General features: G+C 68.3%; 16 protein-coding genes. 10 read left to right on the top strand and 6 right to left on the bottom strand.

All coding sequences use genetic code 11. The features are described 5' to 3' along the window. The first annotated feature begins 216 nt into the window (after window positions 1-216). A complete protein-coding gene (locus FOF48_RS29395; RefSeq protein WP_143907091.1) occupies window positions 217-1,431 on the top strand; it encodes a methyltransferase in 1,215 nt (404 codons plus the stop codon). Between the two features lie 155 nt (window positions 1,432-1,586). On the opposite strand, the gene FOF48_RS29390 is transcribed toward FOF48_RS29395, so the two are convergent. Next, window positions 1,587-2,405, bottom strand: coding sequence for a hypothetical protein (locus tag FOF48_RS29390; protein ID WP_143906973.1), 819 nt, complete (start codon window positions 2,403-2,405; stop codon window positions 1,587-1,589). 186 nt (window positions 2,406-2,591) lie between these two features. On the opposite strand from FOF48_RS29390, the gene FOF48_RS29385 reads away from it, so the two are divergent. The 4 genes from FOF48_RS29385 (at window position 2,592) to FOF48_RS29370 (ending at window position 8,374) form a co-directional block, all read left to right on the top strand. Continuing rightward, entirely contained in the window at window positions 2,592-3,626 is a 1,035-nt protein-coding gene (locus FOF48_RS29385; RefSeq protein WP_255442809.1) for a methyltransferase, read from the top strand. Between the two features lie 571 nt (window positions 3,627-4,197). Continuing rightward, the gene (locus FOF48_RS29380) at window positions 4,198-6,270 is read left to right on the top strand and encodes a WD40 repeat domain-containing protein (RefSeq protein WP_255442808.1); all 2,073 of its coding nucleotides are present in this window, start codon (window positions 4,198-4,200) and stop codon (window positions 6,268-6,270) included. Window positions 6,271-6,574: 304 nt separating this feature from the next. Further along, window positions 6,575-7,198: a VWA domain-containing protein gene (locus FOF48_RS29375; RefSeq protein WP_255442832.1), complete on the top strand. Its 624-nt coding sequence runs from the start codon at window positions 6,575-6,577 to the stop codon at window positions 7,196-7,198. A gap of 93 nt (window positions 7,199-7,291) precedes the next feature. Next, window positions 7,292-8,374 (top strand): LuxR C-terminal-related transcriptional regulator, encoded by a 1,083-nt coding sequence (locus FOF48_RS29370; RefSeq protein ID WP_255442807.1) that lies wholly within the window; start codon window positions 7,292-7,294, stop codon window positions 8,372-8,374. Window positions 8,375-8,430: 56 nt separating this feature from the next. Here FOF48_RS29370 and FOF48_RS29365 read toward each other — a convergent pair whose 3' ends face one another. Then, window positions 8,431-9,132 carry an iron-containing redox enzyme family protein gene (locus FOF48_RS29365; RefSeq protein ID WP_143906965.1) on the bottom strand — a complete coding sequence of 234 codons (702 nt, stop codon included), beginning with the start codon at window positions 9,130-9,132 and terminating at the stop codon, window positions 8,431-8,433. A 79-nt stretch (window positions 9,133-9,211) separates the two neighbouring features. Then, entirely contained in the window at window positions 9,212-10,024 is an 813-nt protein-coding gene (locus FOF48_RS29360) for a GNAT family N-acyltransferase (RefSeq protein ID WP_143906963.1), read from the bottom strand. 224 nt (window positions 10,025-10,248) lie between these two features. Here FOF48_RS29360 and FOF48_RS29355 point away from each other — a divergent pair, with 224 nt between their 5' ends. After that, window positions 10,249-12,243 (top strand): S8 family serine peptidase, encoded by a 1,995-nt coding sequence (locus FOF48_RS29355; protein ID WP_143906961.1) that lies wholly within the window; start codon window positions 10,249-10,251, stop codon window positions 12,241-12,243. A gap of 105 nt (window positions 12,244-12,348) precedes the next feature. On the opposite strand, the gene FOF48_RS29350 is transcribed toward FOF48_RS29355, so the two are convergent. Further along, window positions 12,349-13,425 (bottom strand): alpha/beta fold hydrolase, encoded by a 1,077-nt coding sequence (locus FOF48_RS29350; RefSeq protein ID WP_143906959.1) that lies wholly within the window; start codon window positions 13,423-13,425, stop codon window positions 12,349-12,351. A 444-nt stretch (window positions 13,426-13,869) separates the two neighbouring features. On the opposite strand from FOF48_RS29350, the gene FOF48_RS29345 reads away from it, so the two are divergent. From FOF48_RS29345 to FOF48_RS29335, 3 genes are all read left to right on the top strand, one after another. Then, window positions 13,870-14,472 carry a hypothetical protein gene (locus FOF48_RS29345; RefSeq protein ID WP_255442806.1) on the top strand — a complete coding sequence of 201 codons (603 nt, stop codon included), beginning with the start codon at window positions 13,870-13,872 and terminating at the stop codon, window positions 14,470-14,472. Then, window positions 14,465-15,514 carry a GNAT family N-acetyltransferase gene (locus tag FOF48_RS29340; protein ID WP_143906955.1) on the top strand — a complete coding sequence of 350 codons (1,050 nt, stop codon included), beginning with the start codon at window positions 14,465-14,467 and terminating at the stop codon, window positions 15,512-15,514. Before FOF48_RS29345 ends, FOF48_RS29340 begins: the two co-directional genes overlap by 8 nt. Window positions 15,515-15,582: 68 nt before the next feature. Then, window positions 15,583-16,623, top strand: a complete 1,041-nt coding sequence (locus FOF48_RS29335) for a Gfo/Idh/MocA family protein (RefSeq protein ID WP_186002112.1) — start codon at window positions 15,583-15,585, stop codon at window positions 16,621-16,623. A 257-nt stretch (window positions 16,624-16,880) separates the two neighbouring features. Here FOF48_RS29335 and FOF48_RS29330 read toward each other — a convergent pair whose 3' ends face one another. Further along, window positions 16,881-17,843, bottom strand: a complete 963-nt coding sequence (locus FOF48_RS29330) for an AraC family transcriptional regulator (protein ID WP_186002111.1) — start codon at window positions 17,841-17,843, stop codon at window positions 16,881-16,883. Between the two features lie 116 nt (window positions 17,844-17,959). On the opposite strand from FOF48_RS29330, the gene FOF48_RS29325 reads away from it, so the two are divergent. Further along, complete coding sequence (locus FOF48_RS29325) at window positions 17,960-18,943, top strand: zinc-binding dehydrogenase (RefSeq protein ID WP_143906951.1); 984 nt, start codon at window positions 17,960-17,962, stop codon at window positions 18,941-18,943. A 3-nt stretch (window positions 18,944-18,946) separates the two neighbouring features. Here FOF48_RS29325 and FOF48_RS29320 read toward each other — a convergent pair whose 3' ends face one another. Then, entirely contained in the window at window positions 18,947-19,372 is a 426-nt protein-coding gene (locus FOF48_RS29320; RefSeq protein ID WP_161665716.1) for a DUF3592 domain-containing protein, read from the bottom strand. Window positions 19,373-19,422: the final 50 nt, after the last annotated feature.

Raw genomic sequence — 19,422 nt, 5'->3', positions numbered from 1 at the left:
GGAGGTGCTCCATCGCTGAACGTCCGCAGCATGTTGGTGAGTTGGGCGAAGGTATGGATCAAGCGCCATGCCGGGTTGACCCTGTCGGCGGGGGTGTGGACCTCGATACGCGTTGGAGCCGCCATCCCGATGGAAGCGGAGACCTGGATCGTGACGACCTCCTCGGGGCCCTATCCGCACCAACCGGCGGAGCGGCGGCGCATAGGATGTGACGACATGGACTTCCAGGCGCGACTCGAGGCGCTCACGCACGAACTCCGGCCCTGGTCCCCGCTCTGGTCCCGCTCCATCCTCCAGGGCTGGCCCGGGTCCGGCGCCGCCTATCCCAAGGACTGGCTGGCCTATGCCCGGTCGCTCGATGAAGCGGGCGAGCGACAACTGGACCAGGGAGTGCTCGTGGGCGTCCCGCCGCCGTCCCTGTCCGCGCTCCTGGGGGCGCTCCAAGAACTGACGGCGCTGCCCTGGCACGAGGGCATTCACGCGCTGACGGTCGCGGAGACGCAGGGGCTCAGCGTCAAGAAGACCCACGAACTGGAGCGGGTGCTCGCCCTGCTCGCGCCGAGAGCCCGCTTCATCCACCAGGCGGTCGATATCGGCGGCGGCATGGGACATCTCGCCCGCCTCTGTACGCGGACGTTCGGGTGGACCTTCCACAGCATCGACCGGGACGCCGCGCTGCAGGACAAGGGCCGGCGGTGGCTGACGAGAAACCCTCCCTCAGGCAGGGACACCCTGTGTTTCATCCAGGCCTCCGTCGAGGACGGACTCCAACCGCGGATCGATCCGCTCTTCTCCGGCAAGGACCGGGCCTCGATTGGCCTGCACACCTGCGGGCCGCTCGCCCTCACGCAGCTCCGCAAGAGCCAGGGCGCGGGCTTCATCCTGAACATCGGCTGCTGCTACGACAAGCTGGAGGCCCCTCGGGACTACCCCGTCTCCCGCTTCGGGGGAACGCATCCGCTGCCCTTCACCTCGCATGCCCTGGCGCTGACGACGCGGGGACGGCATCACAAGACCGAGGAGGAGTTCGCGCGGATGAAGCGGGTGTACGCGTGGCGGTTCGCGTTCGAGCTCTTATCAAGGCGGTGCTTTCCCGAGCACGGCTTCGTGAGGGCGGGAGACGCACCCCGGGCACTCTATGCCGGCCCTTTCTCCGTCTACGCACTCGACCGCATGGAGCGCCTCGGCCTTGATTCCGGCATGACGGCCGCCGAGCTGGATGCCTTCGAGGTGTCCGTTCGCGCCGAGACGCGGGATCTCTTGCTCTGCCATCTGCTGAGGGACCGCTTCGCGAGGGCGTTGGAGGTCGTGCTCATCCTCGATCGCGCGCTCCTCCTGGAGGAGCTGGGCTTCCAGGTCGAGCTCCTCCAGCTCTTCGATCCGCGCCTGTCTCCGCGAAACCTCGCGCTCATCGCGTCGCGGAGCGCTTGAGCACGTGCCGGGCCCGCAGGGCCAGTCGCGCCCACCTTGCACTCGCTGGGGGCCGTCCCAGGGGCCCCTGCCTCGCCGCGGCTTGAGGCGCCCTGTTCGCCGCCTCCGCTCCCGCTAGGGGGAACGTCGTCTCGGCGCCGTCTTCTTCGGGCACGTCAGAGGGACAGCGTCAGCGTGTCATCGTAGGGCCAGCGGTCGTCGTCTGCCTTCCGTGTCCGGACGAAGCATCGGTGGGTAAGCAGCTCCACCTGTTCCTCGGGGGTCAGGCCTCCCTGCCCCGAAGCATCTTCAGGGGTCGGGGGGGAATGCGGCGCGCGACGTCCGTCCACATTGAAGCAGACCGTATCCCCGCGCCGGTAGTCTCGTCGAAACCCAGTGCGCCATGCCGAATTGCTGCCCCAGCCGACGGCCAGGTCGGTGGTGGGGCGGTTGGATCTCCGATGCGCCCAGTAGAGGGTTGAGTTCTCGGCGATGGCAGGTACGAGCTCCCTCGCGCCTGCCCGGACCGTCACTCCGGCACGCGAGAACATCAGCTCGCCGAGCATGAAACAGGGCCACCACGATTCCACGAGAGCGACTCCGTTCACTGGCGGCTCGGAGGCCAACACCGAAACGATCTCATGGAAGAACGGGTGGAAGCTCCCGTGCTCGACGCGGACGAAGCCGAGCGTCTCCAGGAATGAGATGTACTCCGCGAGCTGGAGGTCGTGCCCGTGCCAGTCGCCACGCCGGAGAGGCTGAAAATGCAGGAGCAGAACGTCGTTGACTCGCGACACCGCATAGAGGCGGCAGAGGTCCTCGCTGCTCATGGCGGGCCAGGGCTTGCCCGGGCGGGTCGCGAGCTCTCGGAGCCATACGCGCTCCGCTCCGTTCCGCGCGAGCCATGGGCCGAGCACCTCGTCTGAGACGCGCGTTCCCTCATACTCAAGGAGGGATTGGTGGAGTTCCCTAAAGGGCTGCTGGCTGTCGTACATGCGCGAGTTCCATGACGGACTCAAGAGTGGCGCGGCAGCATGACTTCCTCACCCAGGTCCGTGGAGTTGATCGAGGTGGCGCGAATGCTCCCAGTTGGCGCGAGCCAGATCCTCCTGGATATCCTATCAGGACGCCAGCCTCGGCTTCACATCGCAAGGGCTGACGAACCTCAGGTCTCCAAGCGCATGGGGAGTGTTGGGGTCGGCCAACCGCGCCTGCTTGGAGCGCTTCAAGAACTGACAGCGCTGCCCTGGCACGAGGGCATTCACGCGCTGACGGTCGCGGAGACGCAGGGACTCAGCGTCAAGAAGACCCACGAGCTGGAGCGGGTGCTCGCCCTGCTCGCGCCGAGAGCCCGCTTCATCCACCAGGCGGTCGATATCGGCGGCGGCATGGGACATCTCGCCCGCCTCTGTACGCGGACGTTCGGGTGGACCTTCCACAGCATCGACCGGGACGCCGCGCTGCAGGACAAGGGCCGGCGGTGGCTGACGAGAAACCCTCCCCCAGGCAGGGACACCCTGTGTTTCATCCAGGCCTCCGTCGAGGACGGACTCCAACCGCGGATCGATCCGCTCTTCTCCGGCCAGGACCGGGCCTCCATCGGCCTGCATACCTGCGGGCCGCTCGCCCTCACGCAGCTCCGCAAGAGCCAGGACGCGGGCTTCGTCCTGAACATCGGCTGCTGCTACGACAAGCTGGAGGCCCCGCGGGACTACCCCGTCTCCCGCCTCGGGGGCGTGAATCCGCTGCCCTTCACCTCGCATGCCCTGGCGCTGACGACTCGGGGACGGCAGCACAAGACCGAGGAGGAGTTCGCGCGGATGAAGCGGGTGTACGCGTGGCGGTTCGCGTTCGATCTCTTATCAAGGCGGTGCTTTCCCGAGCACGGCTTCGTGAGGGCGGGAGACGCACCCCGGGCGCTCTATGCCGGCCCTTTCTCCGTCTACGCGCTCGACCGCATGGAGCGCCTCGGCCTTGATTCCGGCATGACGGCCGCCGAGCTGGATGCCTTCGAGGTGTCCGTTCGCGCCGAGACGCGGGATCTCTTGCTCTGCCATCTGCTGAGGGACCGCTTCGCGAGGGCGTTGGAGGTCGTGCTCATCCTCGATCGCGCGCTCCTCCTGGAGGAGCTGGGCTTCCAGGTCGAGCTCCTCCAGCTCTTCGATCCGCGCCTGTCTCCGCGAAACCTCGCGCTCATCGCGTCGCGGAGCGCTTGAGCAGTCTGGCCCCCGCTCCCGCTGTCGTTGCAACGGCGCACGGAGCACGGGCCACGCTCGTGTCCGCTGAACATGAGTGGACAGCGGGCATGTCGCCCCTGCGCGCATCCGCGGCACGGCAGACGATGTCCTGGTGCCCTTGCGCGACGTCCTCTCCACCGAGGCGATGTCTGTGTTCCTGCACCGGCAGCTCTCACCGTTCGTCTCCGCGCGGTTCGGCCGACAGGTGAAGCCCTCCTATTGCCACGTCGCGGAGCACATGCCGGGCGAGGTACTGCGCTGGCACGTGGACCGGCCGCAGTGCGAGTTCACCCTCTCGCTCCTGGTGGACTTTCGACCATTCCCGGCGGGAAAGTGCGTCTGGCGACTCTGGCTCTCTCGCGCGGGGAAGGATCGCCTGGGGGTGCGTCTTTGGGATTGGGGATGCGTTTCTCTACAAGGGGCGGGAGATCGCGCACTGGCGCAACACCCTGGCGCCAGACAAGTCGTGCATCTCTCTCTTCTTCCACTTCGTTTCCGAGTCGTTCGATGGGGCCCTGACATGAACGGACTCTGTAAGCGTCTGCCGATCTTGGCGTTGCTGTTCGCCGCCTGTGCGACCCACCCCGCCCAGCGTGAGTCCGACGCACTCCGGCCGTCCTCGCTCGAGCAGGAGCTCCGCTCGCGCGTGTACCTGGCGAAGGGGGATGCCGCCATCGAATCGCGGCAGTGGGGGCTGGCCGCGGGCTACTTCGCAGTGGCGCGCGCGTCGCAGGACTCCGCCGTTGCACGCTGGGGACAGGGCTGGGCGACGGACCGCGCCTCCCGCCAGCGATGGACGAAGAAGTTCGAGGGTTCCGTGCTCGCGGTGGCCTTCTCGCCAGACGGAAAGCTCCTGGCCTCCGCCGGCTTCGACTCCGTCGTCCGCATCTGGAACGTGGGCAACGGCGAACCGGTGGCGGCGTTCAAGGAGCATCCGGCGGAGGTGCACGCCGTCGCGTTCTCCCCGGACGGGGCGCTGCTGGCCTCCGCCGGCCGGCCGGGAGAGATCCGCGTCTGGGATGTGCGCCAGGGCCGCCGTGTGGCCGTGCTCCAGGGCCACACGGACGTCGTGCGGGGCCTGGCGTTCTCTCCCAGTGGGAAGCAGCTCGCCTCGTGCGGCGTGGACAACACCGTGCGCGTCTGGGACGTGCAGTCCGGCACGGAGCGGCTGCGCTTCGAGCACGACGCGTATGCGATCGCCGTGGCCTTCTCGGCGGATGGCCGGTGGCTGTTGTCGACGAGCATGGACAAGACCGCCCGCGTCTGGGACCTGGAGGCCCGCAGGGAACTCCACCGCCTCACCGGGCATGAAGAGAAGGTGGAGTCGACCGCCTTCTCCTCGGATGGGAACCTCGCGATGACGGCGGCCGCGGACCACTCCATCCGCTTCTGGAATCCCCGCTCCGGGCAGCTCGTCGACGTCTTGAAGATTCCGGCGGACATCTCGGCCACGTCCATCGATCCCCGGTTCCAGCTCGTGGCCCAGGCGGGTTGGGATGGGCGCGTGCAGCTCTTCGATGCACACAGCGGCGAGCTCCTGGAGCGCCTGGATGCCCACCACGCCTTCGTGATGTGCATCGCCCTGTCGCCGGATGGGCGCACCTTCGCGTCCGGAGGGATGGATGGCTCCCTGCAGGTCTGGGCCCGGCCCTCCGCGCCCGCCGAGGTGCTGCTCCGAGGACACGAGGCCTGGGTGGAGGCGCTGGCCTTCTCCGAGGAGCAGGAGCTCGTCACCGGGGCGGAGGACGGCATGCGCCGCTGGTGCCTGGGGGACACGAGTGCTCCCGTGGCTCGGACGGAGAGCACGGAGGCGGTCGTGTCGCTCGCGGCGAGCCCCGACCGGCGGTTCATCGCGGCAGGCACATTGAAAGGGAAGGTGCGTCTGCTTGAAGCCGCCACGGGCCAACAGGTGCGCGAGCTGTCCGACGTGAAGGGCTCGGTGCGCGGGCTTGTCTTCAGCCCGGACGGGAAGGTCCTGGCCGCGGGTGGCGACCGGGACGTCTACCTGTGGTCGGTGCCAGACGGCGTGCCGCTCGGGCAGCTGGCGGGGCACACGGGGAAGGTCTGGGCCCTGGCCATCAACGCGGCGGGGACCCGGCTGGCCTCCGGAGGCTCGGACAAGCTCGTGCGGCTCTGGGACCTGGGGCGGCGCCAGCCCCTGCGCCAACTGGACGTCGGCGACCGCGTCCGGGCGTTGGCCTTCACGCCCGGCGACAACCATCTGGTGACGGCGGGCATGAACCAACCCATCCGACTCTGGGATGCCGAGGACGGTCGCCTGCTGAGGAGCATGGACGAGGGCTCCGTGGGCGTGCTGTCGCTGGGTGTGTCACCCGATGGCGGGTTCCTGGCCTCGGGGGGAATGGACATGCGGGTGAAGGTCTGGAGCCTGCCTGGCGGGGACCTGATTGGGCGGGTCCGGGGCCAGCAGGGTTTCCTTTCGGCGGTGGCCTTCTCACCCGACATGTCCGTCCTGGCTTCGGCGGCGTCCGACCGGACCATCCGTCTTCTCCACTTCGACAGCCTGGTGCACCCGCCGCCCTCGGGAGGAAATCTGGAGGAGACCCTGCGCGCCCATGGACTCGTCTGGGACGAGGCGCGGCTCGTCGTCCAGCACCGCTGAGGAGGAGCCACCGGAGCCAGCGGCTGGCGGCGAGCGTCATGGAAGTTGTCGAGTGAGAGGCTCCAGCCCGTTGGGAGGGGCTCCACCGCGCCGACCCGACGTGGGGACGGAGGCTCCGGGATGGACCGGAGCTGTCGGTCTGGATGGCTTTGTCGCCCGAGAGTAGCGGCCCATATGGATTTTCCGCTATTTCCAGTTTGAACCGATCGCGCCATCATTTCCCATGAAACCGCGTGACGGTCATTTCCCGAGGCACGGGTCACGCTCGCGACGTCGCTCCGTTGAAGAGAGGAGATCATCCGTGATGACAGGCAAGGTGATGCTGCGTCTGCTCCTGGTGTTCGCAACGTTCGTCATCGCGCGCCCAGGAACCGCATCGGCGCAGAGATACGAGGATCACACCGTCCTTCTCCTGGACCGAAGCGCGTCCATGGCGCTCCCGACGACCAGCGGTCTCACGCGCTTCCAGTTGGCGGTTCGGCGGGCCCAAGACATCGTCGCGATGGGCGGCAGCACCCCGCAGCATTACGCGGTGGTGTCCTTCAATGGCACCTCATACATCGTGCACCTGGGCTTCACGACGAACACCGCACTCATCCAATTCACCCTGAACAGCCTCAAGGTGGGCATGGAGTCGGCACCGGTGGCACATGCCATCTGCGGATCGGTGGACGAGCTCCTGGCCTACCGTCCCCAGGTGCTGGCATGGAAGCGGATCGCCTTCTTCTCGGCCTCCGACGGGGACACTGGCACTCCCCCGTCCTCACAGTGCTACGGCCCGCCGAACACGACCCCCTCGCCGACGCCCGGCTCCTGGCAGTTCAAGGTCCGCAACAAGCTGGTGTCGGGCGATCCTGACAACGAGGGCGATCCCCGCTCCCCTCTTGTCCAGTTCTCCAATGTCTTGTTGGGCGGTCCTTTTGGATGAGGAGGATCACGCTCGCCGCCTTCGCGCAATACCCCTTGGGAGTGAGGGACAGGTTTTCAGTCCGCGCCTAAAGATGGGCGGATGTCCAACCTCATGACTTTCGATACCCAAGAGCTCATGCTTCGGGACAGGGTGATTTCGACCCTCAATGGCTCGCTGGACCTCACCCAGGTCCTTGAAGCCGCTCGAGCGCCCCTCCTTGAGTTCGCACAGGCTGACTCCGTGGCTTTGTGCCTCATGCGCACCACGCCTTCACTCGACTTCCGATGGCATGTCCCGGGCCACCGACTGCGTGTCCTCGATGAGTATCTCGGCTTGGCTGGCCATGACTTCGTCCGGGCCCCCATCTTCGCCCAGCCGGGTGTGGTCCTCCGCGATCCGGAGATGCTCTCCCGCGAGGAGTATGAACAGAACCTCCTCTACCAGCGCAGCCGGGAGCTGGATCTAGGCCTGGAGCACGTCATGGCCGTCCTCCTCCCCATCCGCCCCGACTTCCTCTGTGCCGTCGCACTCTACCGGACCCAGCGGCGCCCCTTCTCCGCGCAGTGCGCCGCCGCCCTCTCCAGCCTCAACCCGCACCTGGTGAATACGCTGCGCAACTGCAATGACGTCCAGGCGTTCACCACTGGCGGCCACCTCCTCGAAGAGCACTACCGCAACCCCGACACCGCGTTCCTCGTCGTGGAGCTTCCCCACCGGGAGGTCATGCGCTCTCGGCACGCCGCTGTCCTCCTGGAGCGGTGGTTCGCCCCCTCTGAACTCCACTCCTCCGGACTCCCCCTCCCACTCAAGGAGCAGTTGGACGCCCTGGTTCGCATGAACCCGGATTCGCGGGTCGAAAAGGACGTCTGGGTGTCCCTCCGTGACGATGGCTACCGCCGGGTTCGATTCATCGAGCTGCCCGCCTCCGAGGGCCCCCGGCGATGGGCCCTCCTGCTGAACGAGATTCCCACCTCCATCCCGCTTCCCACGGAGATGAGGCGCAAGCTCACCCGCCGCCAGATCACCGTCGCGATGTATCTGCTCCGCAACTGGCCCATTCAGCAGATCGCCGATGAACTCCGAATCTCGATCCTGACCGTAGACACCCACTGGAAAAACATCCGCGACAGGCTGTGCATCGACAGCCGCGCGGACCTCCTCTATCAGGCCGCGCGCCTCAACAAGCCCGTCTGAGGAACAGGAGTTCCCCCGTGTTCCCACAGGGGAGCACCCTGCTTGCGTGCAGCCCCCTACCTCGCGAGGGTGACACCGCCCTCACGGAAGATGCCCGGGTAGATGCTCCGGGTGGCCCGGGCCGAGAGGAGGATCGCCGCCTGATCCTCCCGGTCCGTCAGCCGCCCCAGGATCTCCACCATCTCCGCCACATGGTCTCCGTCCAGCGCCCCATGGCTGCGCAGGAACGTCACCGACTTGTGGATGTTGGGAATGGAAGACACCGCCTGCAGCCGCTCGGCCCACACCCCGGCTCGCGTCTGCGACAGGTACTCCAGCACGAACGCGGTCCCCAGCACCGCCGTCGGCACGCCCGAGCGCGACGTGAAGAAGTTCCACCCCGTATAGGCATCCACCGCCGGGCTCCGCGCCGTTGCCTCCACCTGCCCCTCCGAGCACCCCAGGTTCTTCAAGTCCGACAGCAACCACCGCTCGTGCCCCCGCTCCTCCTCCGACTTCTGGATCAACAACTCCGCCAGCTCCGGGTTCCGGCCCAACCGCTTGAGCCGATGCCCCGCCTCCCCGAGGAGCGGCGTGCTCCAGCGGGCATAGTGATACGTCTGGGTGAGGTAATGGATGTAGCCCACATCATCGAGAGTGCCGTCGAGGAGGCGGCTGGCGTCAGGCTGCGCATCCACCGCCGCCACCAGCCTTCGCGCCTCCTCATCCAGCGCCGCCACCCACTGAGTCCCCGCCTGATAATCCGTCTGTGATTGCACGTACGTCTCCCGTCCGGGGCCGTGGGGCTCCCGACTGCTGCGTGTTGAAGATGGAAGGAAAGGAAGAGCCGCCCCGGGCCTAGCCGGCGGGGCTCACGCCGCGGTCCAGCGCGTGGAAGAGCGCCAGGGTGTCAGCCGGAATCTCATCGAGCGCGATGATGAGCGGCAGCGTGAACCACTGAAAGTACGCGTCGTAGAGCGGCTCCGCGATGAAGCGCGCGCCCAGCTTCCTGGCGAAGAGCAGCGGCGCCTTGGGCAGCCGCAGCCCGTCCAACATCCCCTGCTCCGCCCTCGCCCACTCCTCCGGCGTGTAGAAGGGGCTGCGAGGATGCGCCGGGGCCAGCCACGGGTCGGGGACCTCCACCCGCCAGCGCGGACTCAGCCATCCCCGGTGAGCCGCGACCTGCCACGACAGCAGCGCGTCCTCGCGCGAGTCCGTCTCCAGGTTCGCGGACCCAATCCAGTGCGTCACCCCGCGCCGCCGGCTCTCCGCGTACATGCCGGCCTGCAACCACGTGATGGCCTCCGAGCGCCGCCACCGCTCCAGCACGCAGAAGCGAGAGGGCTCCGCGAACACCCGCTCCGGCCCGGGCAACCCCGAGAGGTCCACCCGCTGCTCCAGCTCAAGGCCCATCCTCCCGCCCAGGCTCGCCGCCAGCTCGGGGTTGGGCAACGACAACCGCAAGGTCGCCACGGGCTCGGTGCCCGCATAGACGAGCAGGTGCAGCGTGGTGTCGAGCGTGTCGAAGCACGTCACCTCCCGCCTCGACGGCGCCCCCCGCCCCGACAGCAATCCCAACTCTCCGCCGAAGACAGCCCAGCGGATGCGGGCCGCGTCATCCATCTCCCGCTGGGTGGTGGCGACACGCCAGCGCCAGTGCCTGCACGTCATGGGTCCTCTCCCGGTAGCGAAACGAGGCGGTGTCTCACCGCCCTCACACGTTCTTTCGCCGCTGGTGACCCGAGTTCGAGCCCGGCCCCACAGGAAGGGCGGTGTCAACGTTCGCGGACCCACATGCCCAGAAATACCGCGTTGACCGCTTTATCAAGAATAGCTAATTTTACTGCCTGTGCGAGGGCTTCCGACCCGGTGCCCGCACGTCCCCGAGAGGCCGAATGAAACTGAAACTGACCCAGGCGGTGAGCGTCATCTCCCTGCTGGCCGCGGCATGCGGCCCGATGCCAGAGGCCCAGGAGTCCGACAGCGAGCAGTTCGGTCACTCGGCGCAGCTGCTCCGCCGCGACCGGGCCATCCCTGGCGAGTACATCGTCGTCCTGCGTGACTCCACGCCGGAGGTCCGGCAGCAGGGGGCGGCGAACATCGCCCAGGACATGGTGTCCCTCGCCGGTGGCAAGGTGCTGCGGACCTACGAGCACTCCATCCACGGTTTCCTGGCGAACATGAGCGAGGCCGAGGCCCGCCGGCTCCTGTCCGACCCTCGCGTGGCGTATGTGCAGGAGAACGGCCTCATCCACGTGTCGGCGACGCAGACCAACGCGACCTGGGGCATTGACCGCATCGACCAGCGGGACCTGCCGCGCGACAGCTCCTACACCTACAACGTCGACGGCACCGGCGTGCATGCGTACATCATCGACACCGGCATCCGGCTGACCCACACCGAGTTCACCGGCCGCACCGGCAACGGCTACGACTTCATCGACAACGACAGCGACCCCACGGACTGCCACGGCCATGGCACGCATGTGTCTGGCACGGTGGGCGGCACGACCTGGGGCGTGGCGAAGAAGGTCACCCTCCACGGCGTGCGGGTGCTCGACTGCACGGGCTATGGAAACGACGCGCAGGTCATCGGCGGTATCGACTGGGTGGCGGCCAACCACATCAAGCCCGCGGTCGCCAACATGAGCCTGGGCGATGTCGGCATCCAGGCCATCGACGATGCGACGGAGCGGTTGATCGCCGCGGGCGTCACCACGGTGGTCGCCGCCGGCAACGACAGCGCCAACGCGTGCAACTACTCGCCGGCCCGTGCGCCCAACGCCATCACCGTGGGCTCCACCACCAGCACCGACGCCCGCTCGTCGTTCTCCAACTACGGGACGTGCGTGGACATCTTCGCGCCGGGCTCGAGCATCACCTCGGCCTCGAACTCCGGCAACAGCTCCAGCACCTCGATGAGCGGCACGTCCATGGCCTCGCCGCACGTGGCCGGCGCCGCGGCGCTCTACCTGAGCGCCAACCCCACCGCGACGCCCGCGCAGGTGCGCGACGCGCTGGTGAACAACGCCACGCCGAACAAGGTCACCAGCCCGGGGACCGGCTCGCCCAACAAGCTGCTCTACACGCTCTTCATCACCGGCGGCGGCGGCGGTGACACCACCCCGCCCACGACGTCCATCACCTCTCCCGCGGGCGGCGCCACGCTGAGCGGCACCGCGAGCCTGAGCGCCAGCGCCACCGACAACGTGGGCGTGTCGCGCGTGGAGTTCTACGCGGGCACCGCGCTGCTGGGCACGGCGACGGCCTCGCCGTACAGCATCTCCTGGAACACGACGACGGTGGCCAACGGCACCTACTCGCTGACCACCAAGGCGTATGACGCGGCGAACAACGTCGGCACGTCGGCCACGGTGTCGGTGACGGTGAACAACGGCACGGGCTCCTGCTCCATCAACGAGCAGCTCCTGCTCAACCCGGGCTTCGAGAGCGGCAACACGGGCTGGACCACCTCGTCGGGCGTCATCGACGGCACCACGTCGGGCAGCGCGCCGCGCACGGGCACCTACAAGGCCTGGATGAACGGCTACGGCAGCACGAGCACGGAGTTCGCCTACCAGGACGTCACCATCCCTTCCACGGCGTGCAGCGCCACGCTCAGCTTCTGGGCGCGCATCACCACGGCGGAGACGACGACCACGACGGCCTACGACAAGCTGGCCGTCCAGATCCGCAACAGCGCGGGTACGGTGCTCGCCACGCTGGCCACGTACAGCAACCTGGACAAGGGCACGACCTACGTGCAGCGGACGTTCGACCTGGCCGCGTACAAGGGCCAGACCATCCGCCTCTACTTCAACGGCACGGAGGACTCGTCCCTGCAGACGAGCTTCTTCCTCGACGACACCGCGTTGAACATCGTCCGGTAGCCCTCACGGACGAGGACAGCCGGGACCTCCGCGCGCGAAGGCCCAGCAACCCCACCGGGTTGCTGGGCCTGTTTTTTCGGCCGGAGCCGGGCCACGCCTTGTCGCTCAGCCGCCCTTGGGCATGTTCAACGCCATCGCCACCAGCGAGAGGGTCAGGTCCTCGGGGTGGTAGGGCTTGAAGGGGTTGAGCGTCGTCCCGGTCGAATCGAGGTGATCCAGCCCTTGCAGGGTCACCGACTTGGAGCCAGGGATGAACGCGTCCTGCGGCAGCACCAGGCCGTCTGACTTCACGCCGTAGCGCTGCTGCATGTACTCCTCGGCGGCGAACAGCGGCGAGGTGGGGTTGGCGGTGGTGGAGGCCATGCACACCGCGGGGATGCCCGCGGGCATCGGGTGCTCCGCCAGGAACTTCTTGCGCGAGTCGTACGTCAGGTCCTCGCCGGCCTGGATGCTGCCCCCCAGCGCCTCGATGGCGCCGCCCACCCCGTAGCGCACCAGCGGGTTGTCCAGCAGGTCCTGCGCCATGGGGGAGCCGCCGTACGGCGACTGGATGGTGACCAGGGCGCGCACGTGGTCCTTGAGCTCCGGGTACATCGCCAGGGCCGCCGCGGAGTCCAGGCCGCCCTTGCTGTGGCCCATCAGCACCACCTGCTTGCCGTTCTTGGCGGCCTCGAGCACCGCCTGACGGACGATGGCCGCGTTGTGCTCCACGCCCATGTCCGTGTCCACGGGCACCCGGCCCACCTGCAGCCCCTGGGCCTTGAGCGCGTCCAGGTTCTTGTCGAAGTACAGCTCCTTGGGCGCCGCCTCCGACAACAGGCCGCCCACCGCCAGGAACACGCAGTCCTTGGCCTCGGGAGGCAGCACGTTCTGGCCCGCGCGCACCGCCTGGTTCAGCTTCTGGAACTCCGGCGTGGCGTCCCTGGCCGGCGGATACGCCTTCTGGATCCAGCCGATCTTGTCCGCCTCCCCCCTCCCCGGCCAGGGGATGGGCAGGCGCAGGCTGTTCACCTGCGAAAGCTCAGGGCCCCGCTGCGCCCCCGCCGGAGCGTCCGCCGTGAAGCCGTCGCTCACCACCAGGGCCTTGGGGCCCTGCGCTGCATTGGGCCGGAGGGAGGCCTCTGGAGCGACCCGCGTCTGGGGCGGCGAGGTGAGGCTGGAAGGACGCGTGATCTGGGCCATGGGCGGACCTCGGATGGGGGAAACGAGAGGAGCAGCGAGGGAGGTGCCTACATTGTCGCAGGAGGGCGTTGTTTGTTGCGTGCTCCGCTCCAAGGGCGTGAGAAGCCGAGAACCCCAGGTGGATGCCGCATTGCGACATCCCCGAAACCGCCTCCCGCCCCCCGGGCGCGGGTGTTTCAAATCACCAATCCAGGCCCGGCTCGGACGCCGGACGCGCCCGGGGCATGTCGGCTGTGGGGAACATCACGGTGGACGTCTGGGATTGCCTCAACAGTGACAATCCAGAGCGCCTGTCCCAGAGGACAACTACCGCCCAATCACATCCAAATTAAATCTTCCACCATGAACAGCATGCAGTGGCGGGATCTGCGAGAGATGTTGGGCGAGCACGAAGCGCCTGGGGGGCATTCCCTCGAACAGTTGTCGAGAGAGGACATCCCCCTCGTGACCGGGCTCTTGCGCGGCTGGTATCCGGACATCCAGGTCGGCACGGAGAGCCGGCACCTGGAGCCCTCGTTCTACGAGCGGGAGTTCTTCCTGCGCGGCGAGTCTCCGGACCGGCCGCTGTGCGCGGTGCTGTGCCGCACCCGGGAGCAGCACGACATCATCGGGCTGCTCACGCTCGAGAAGAACGCGCGGGGGCTGCAGATCTCCGCGCCCATGGGCGTGGTGGAGCCGTCCCGTCGAGGGATGGGGATCGGCCAGTTCGGGGTCAGCCTCCTGGAAGTGGTGGGCCGGAGCATCGGCGCGGAGGTGGCGCTCTACTACTCCACGCTGAAGGTCGCCCAGGCCCAGCTCAACGCCGAACGCCGTGGCTTCAAGCTGGTAGGCATTGTTCCAGCCTTCGACATGGATGCCATTGCTCCCGGGACCGTCAAGCGCGTCTACGAGGCGATCTACGCCAAGGTGCTGGTCAGCCCGGAGCGCATCCACGTTCCGGATTGGGACGCGCTCGTCCCGTCGACCCGCGCGCTCTTCACGCACCTGTTTGGCACGCACCCCGCGCATCCCCACGAGCTCCCGATGAGGAACCAACTCCATGGTTGAGCTGCGCACCTTCGAGGGCGACGCCGAAGAGGCCTCCCACTTCATCAACGGCGTCTGGCAGGACCGCTACGGCAAGAAGCTGCCCCTGGCCGTGTGGGACGCGCGCTTCTTCGACTGGCTGCTCTTCCGCGAGGGCCAGGCCCCCCGCGACTATCTGGTGGCGGCGTACGACGGCGGCCGGCTGGTGGGCACGTTGTTCGCCGAGCCCGCGAGGCTCCGCGTTGGCACGCGGGAGGTGGATGGCACCTACGGGAGCTGGGCCAGCGTGGCCCCGTCGCACCGCGGACAGGGCATTGGTGGAAAGCTGGCGGAGGAGCTGTTCCGGCGCCACCGCGATCGGGGCGCGATGCTGACCCTGGGCTGCGTGGCGGCGGGGACGGACGGGCCGGGCTTCTGGAAGCAGACCGAGCACGCGCGCATCCTCGGCGGGATGGGGCTCTGGGTGCACGTCTTCGACGCCCAGGCGCTGGCCCGCTGGTCGATGAATGCCTCGGAACGCGCCCTGTTCACCATGGCCCGGCCGTTCCTCCGACACCGCTTCCGGCAGGCGAGCGGACAGGACATCCGACCCTACCGGCCCTCGGACCTGCCCCGGTGCATGGCGTTGCTCCAGCGGATGATGGCGCCCGTGACCCTGGGCTACACGTACACGGCGCAGCGGCTGGCGCACCAGCTCCAGTACCGGGACGTGCCGCACACGTTCGTGCTGGAGCAGGCGGGCGAGGTCCAGGGCTTCGTCAACAGCTACCCGATGCGGATGACGGGCCGAGAGACCATGACCGCGGAGGTCGTGGACCTGATGGCCTTCGCGGACTCCGTGTCCCATGACGACCGGCGGCGGCTGCTGCAGGTGGCGATGCAGGACATGGAGCGCCGGGGTGCGAGCTGCGCCGCGATGCTGCGGAGCCCCTGCATCCCGGCTTCGCTGATGTGGCGCTCGGGCTGGGTGCCTTTCCCGGGAGGCGCGAAGGTGACGTGCCTGCTGCCCTCGCCCCAACTGGAGCTGCCAGCGTCCCCCTGTGTGTTCACGCACCTGCGCTGAGCCGGAAAGGGGCTGGTTTGGGGAGGAGCTCACGCATCCCGTGAGGCCCAGCGGATAGATTCGAGTCCGTGAGCCCCTTCCCGACCACCCTCCCCCCAGCCGAAGCCATTCCCTTGCGCGGAGGTCCCGCGCTGCGGTGGGGCGTGCTGGCACCCGGGAGGATCGCGGGGGGCTTCGTCTGGGCCCTGCATCAGCACACGGACCAGCGCGTCCACGCGGTCGCCTCGCGTGCTCCCGAGCGCGCCCAGCGCTTCGCCGCGACCCATGGCATTCCTCGCGTCCACGAGTCCTACGAGCAGCTCGTCGCCGATCCTCACGTCGACATCGTCTACGTGGCGTCTCCCCACAGCGAGCACAAGCGACAGGCCTTGCTCGCCATCGGCGCCGGCAAGCACGTCCTCGTGGAGAAGCCCCTCGCGCTCGATGCCGCCGAGGCCCGGGACATCGCGCGGGCGGCTCGCGCCGCAGGCGTCTTCGCCATGGAGGCCCTGTGGTCGCGCTTCCTCCCCCAGACCCTTCTCATTGAACGACTGCTGCGCGATGGCGTGCTCGGAGACATCCGGCTCGTCATGGCGGACTTCGGTGGCCGCTTTGACTTCGATCCTGAAGGCCGCGTCTTCAACCCCTCGCTCGGCGGCGGCGCGCTGCTCGACATCGGCATCTATCCCATCTGGCTCGCGCACTTCGTGCTCGGCCCGCCCCCGCGGGTGCACGCCACGGGCTCGCTCGCCCCGACGGGTGTGGACGGGCAGGCGGCGCTCGTCCTCACCTACCCCACGGGTGCCCAGGCGCTGCTGCACACCACCCTGTTCGCCGAAACGCCCCAAGAGGCCGTCATCGCGGGCACGCATGCGCGCCTCCAGCTCGATTCGCGCTTCTTCGCTCCCAGCGGCTTCACGGTGAGGGCCGCGAGGTCGGACCAGCGGCTGCGCTGGACCGATCCCTCCGGAATCCACGGCAGCGAGGGCCTTGCCTACCAGGCCGCCGCGGTCGCACGACATATCGCCGAGGGCCTCACGGAGTCGCCGCTGCATCCGCTCGAGCACAGCATCGCCTTGCTCGAAACCATCGACGCGGCGCGCGGACAGCTTGGCGCCGCCGGCCTCTGAATGGCGCCGCGGTCGGACTGCTGGACGCGCGCCTTCTCTCGGAAGCCCTCGCCGACGACTTGCTCCGGCTCCTCATCCATCAAATCTCAAGACCCATTGTCTGCCATTACCGTGCTCGCCTTCGCCTCCCGCGCGATGAGCGCCAACGCGCTGCCAGCGGCTCCATCCCATCCAGGAGGAAGCGCGTGTTCGCAACGAGCGGCCGTTCATCAGACGGCCAGCGCTCAGGTGTCGGACGCGGGAGGACTGTCGAGGCGTCAGCGGATCGCGGGGGGTGAAACACCGCGACGATGGGTTCCGGGCGTCATCCCGACATGGCGCTTGAAGGCCTTGCCGAAGGAGCTCTCCGTCTCGTAGCCCACGTCGCGGGCGACCTCGGCCAGCGACTTGCCGGGGTCGCGCATCAGGACCATGGCCTGATGCATGCGCCAGCGAGCGATATACGCGAGCGGCGCTTCCCCCACGAGCGCCCGGAAACGTTCCGCGAAGAGGGTGCGCGACATGCTGGCGAGCTTCGCGAGGCCCGCCAGCGTCCAGGGAGCCTGTGGCTTCTCATGGATGCGCTGCAACACCTTGCCAATGCGCGGGTCCACCAGGGCCCTCAGCCACCCGTTCGCGTGGGAGGCTGAATCCATGTGCGCCCGGAGCGCCTGCACGAAGAGCACGTCCGCGAGCCTGCTGACGATGGTGTCATAGCCGGGCTGTCTGGCTTCGACTTCGGAGGCCACGAACCGCAGCGTCGGCTCCAGCCAGGGCAACGCCGGGATGCCGTCGCCCTTCACGTGCAGGAGCGTGGGGAGGTGCCGCAAGAGCGGGCTCAGGGCCTCCCCCTCGAACGCGAACGAGCCCACGAGGAGTGTCGCGGCCACGCCTCCGCCCCCGTAATGGAGCAGGCCCCCGCAGCGCATGGGCCCGCGCGTCGCATAGACCTCCTCCACGGGCAGTGCCCGGGTTCCCTTCGCATCCCGCAAGGTGAAGCGCACCCCAGCGGGGATGAACACGAAGTCACCGCCCACGAGCGTCAGGGATTCCTCGTCCGTGGACAGCAGGCAGTTGCCGCGCATCACGGCGTAGAAGAGGGGATTGGGTGAGCCGTCGATGCGCATGCCCCAAGGCGCCGTCAGCTCGTAGCGTCCATGCACCTTGCTGCGCAGCTGGATGCCGCCCAGGACTTCCGTGAGGACGTCGAACCCGGCTGAGTCACCGGACGTTTGGACCATGGAAACGGACTTCTGGCGCATGTTCGTCCTCCAGAGCGGGACTATAGGTCCATCCCGTGAGCGGCAGGGCGAGCGCGTCCACGCGTTCGACGGTCCGCCCCAGAGGAGTCAGTCCCATGAAAGCCATCCTGTTGCGTGCCTTTGGCGCGCCCGAGCAGCTTCGCCTCGAGGACGTGCCGACCCCGGTGCCCGGTGACGGCGAGGTGCGGATCCGCGTGCATGCCGCCGGGCTCAACTTCACTGACCTCGCGCAGCGGGAGGGACGCCTGCCCGGCGTGCCGCCATTGCCATTCATTCCTGGCCTGGAGGCCGCGGGGGTGGTGGATGCGACCGGCGCCTCCGTCCACGGCGTCGCTCCAGGCGCGAGGGTCGTCGCGCTCCTGCCGGGACAGGGAGCCTTCGCGGAGTACGCGCTCGCTCCTGCTTCGGCGCTGATTCCCATCCCGGACGCGGTCTCCTTCGAACAGGCGGTGGGGCTCCCCGCGCACGGGCCCACGGCGCTCCTGGGGCTTCGCGTGGGGGCTCGGCTCCAGGGAGGCGACACGGTGTTCATTCCGTCCGCTGGAGGAGGCGTTGGGACGCTGCTCGTGCAGCTGGCGAAGAAGCTGGGCGCGTCGCGCGTCATCGGAGGCGCGAGCCATGAGGCCCGACGCGCCCTGGCGCACCGGTTGGGCGCGGATGCCACCGTGGATACCTCACGCGCGGACTGGCCCGAACGCGTCCGCGAGGCCACGGGTGGGCGCGGCGCCGATGTCGTCTTCGTCTCGGGTGGCGGCGAGACCGGCGCCCGGAGCCTTCAGGCGCTCGCGCCGCGAGGACGACTGGTCCTGTTCGGCGCGGAGAGCATGTTCGACACGCAGCTCGGCCGGGAGCAGATGGCGGGCCTCATCGCTCGGAACCAGTCGGTCTCGGGCTTCGCGACCTTCACCCTGCCCCAAGAGGAACTGCGGGCGGCGCTCCTGGAAGTCCTCGCGCTCGTCCAGCGCGGCGAGCTCTCGGTCGTCATGGGTGCGCCGCGTCCCCTTGAAGCCGTGGCTCAGGCACACCGGGACATGGCCGCACGGAAGACGGAAGGGAAGGTCGTCTTCCGCGTTGCTTGAGGTTCACCCTCGCAGATAGCCCCCCAGCACGCCGGAGCCGCCGCAGAGCGCGAAGGACAGGACCAGGAGTATCACCAGGACGACCTGCGGCCGCTCGAACCCCACGTCCTCGCGCAGGTGCTGTCTGGGATTTTCGGGCAGGTAGGCGATGTCGAGGGGGCTGCCTGGGGCCCGTTTGGAGGCCGCCTCTTCCGCGGACTCGGTGAACTGGTCTTCGACCTCAGGCCCCTCCACCGGGCGGAAGGAGTAGTAGACGGTGCTCGTCGACCGGGTCTTGGAGTTCTGGACACGGAGCACCTTGCCGCGCGTGTGCAGACCTCGCTGCCGCACCTGAAGGGTGAGGGTGCGAAACGTAAGGAAGTGCCGCAGAAGCAGAAGCGGCGCTCCCACGAAGAGTGCCAGGAGGATGACCAGAAGCGGGAATGGCATGGCGGTGCGCAGGATCGCGCGCTGGAGCGCGCGGTGGCAACCGGCGCCAG

The organism is Corallococcus sp. Z5C101001 (assembly GCF_007352635.1).
Classification (GTDB): Bacteria; Myxococcota; Myxococcia; order Myxococcales; family Myxococcaceae; genus Corallococcus; species Corallococcus silvisoli.
Note: the sequence above shows the minus strand (reverse complement) of the source record. Positions and strands in the feature narration are given on the sequence as shown.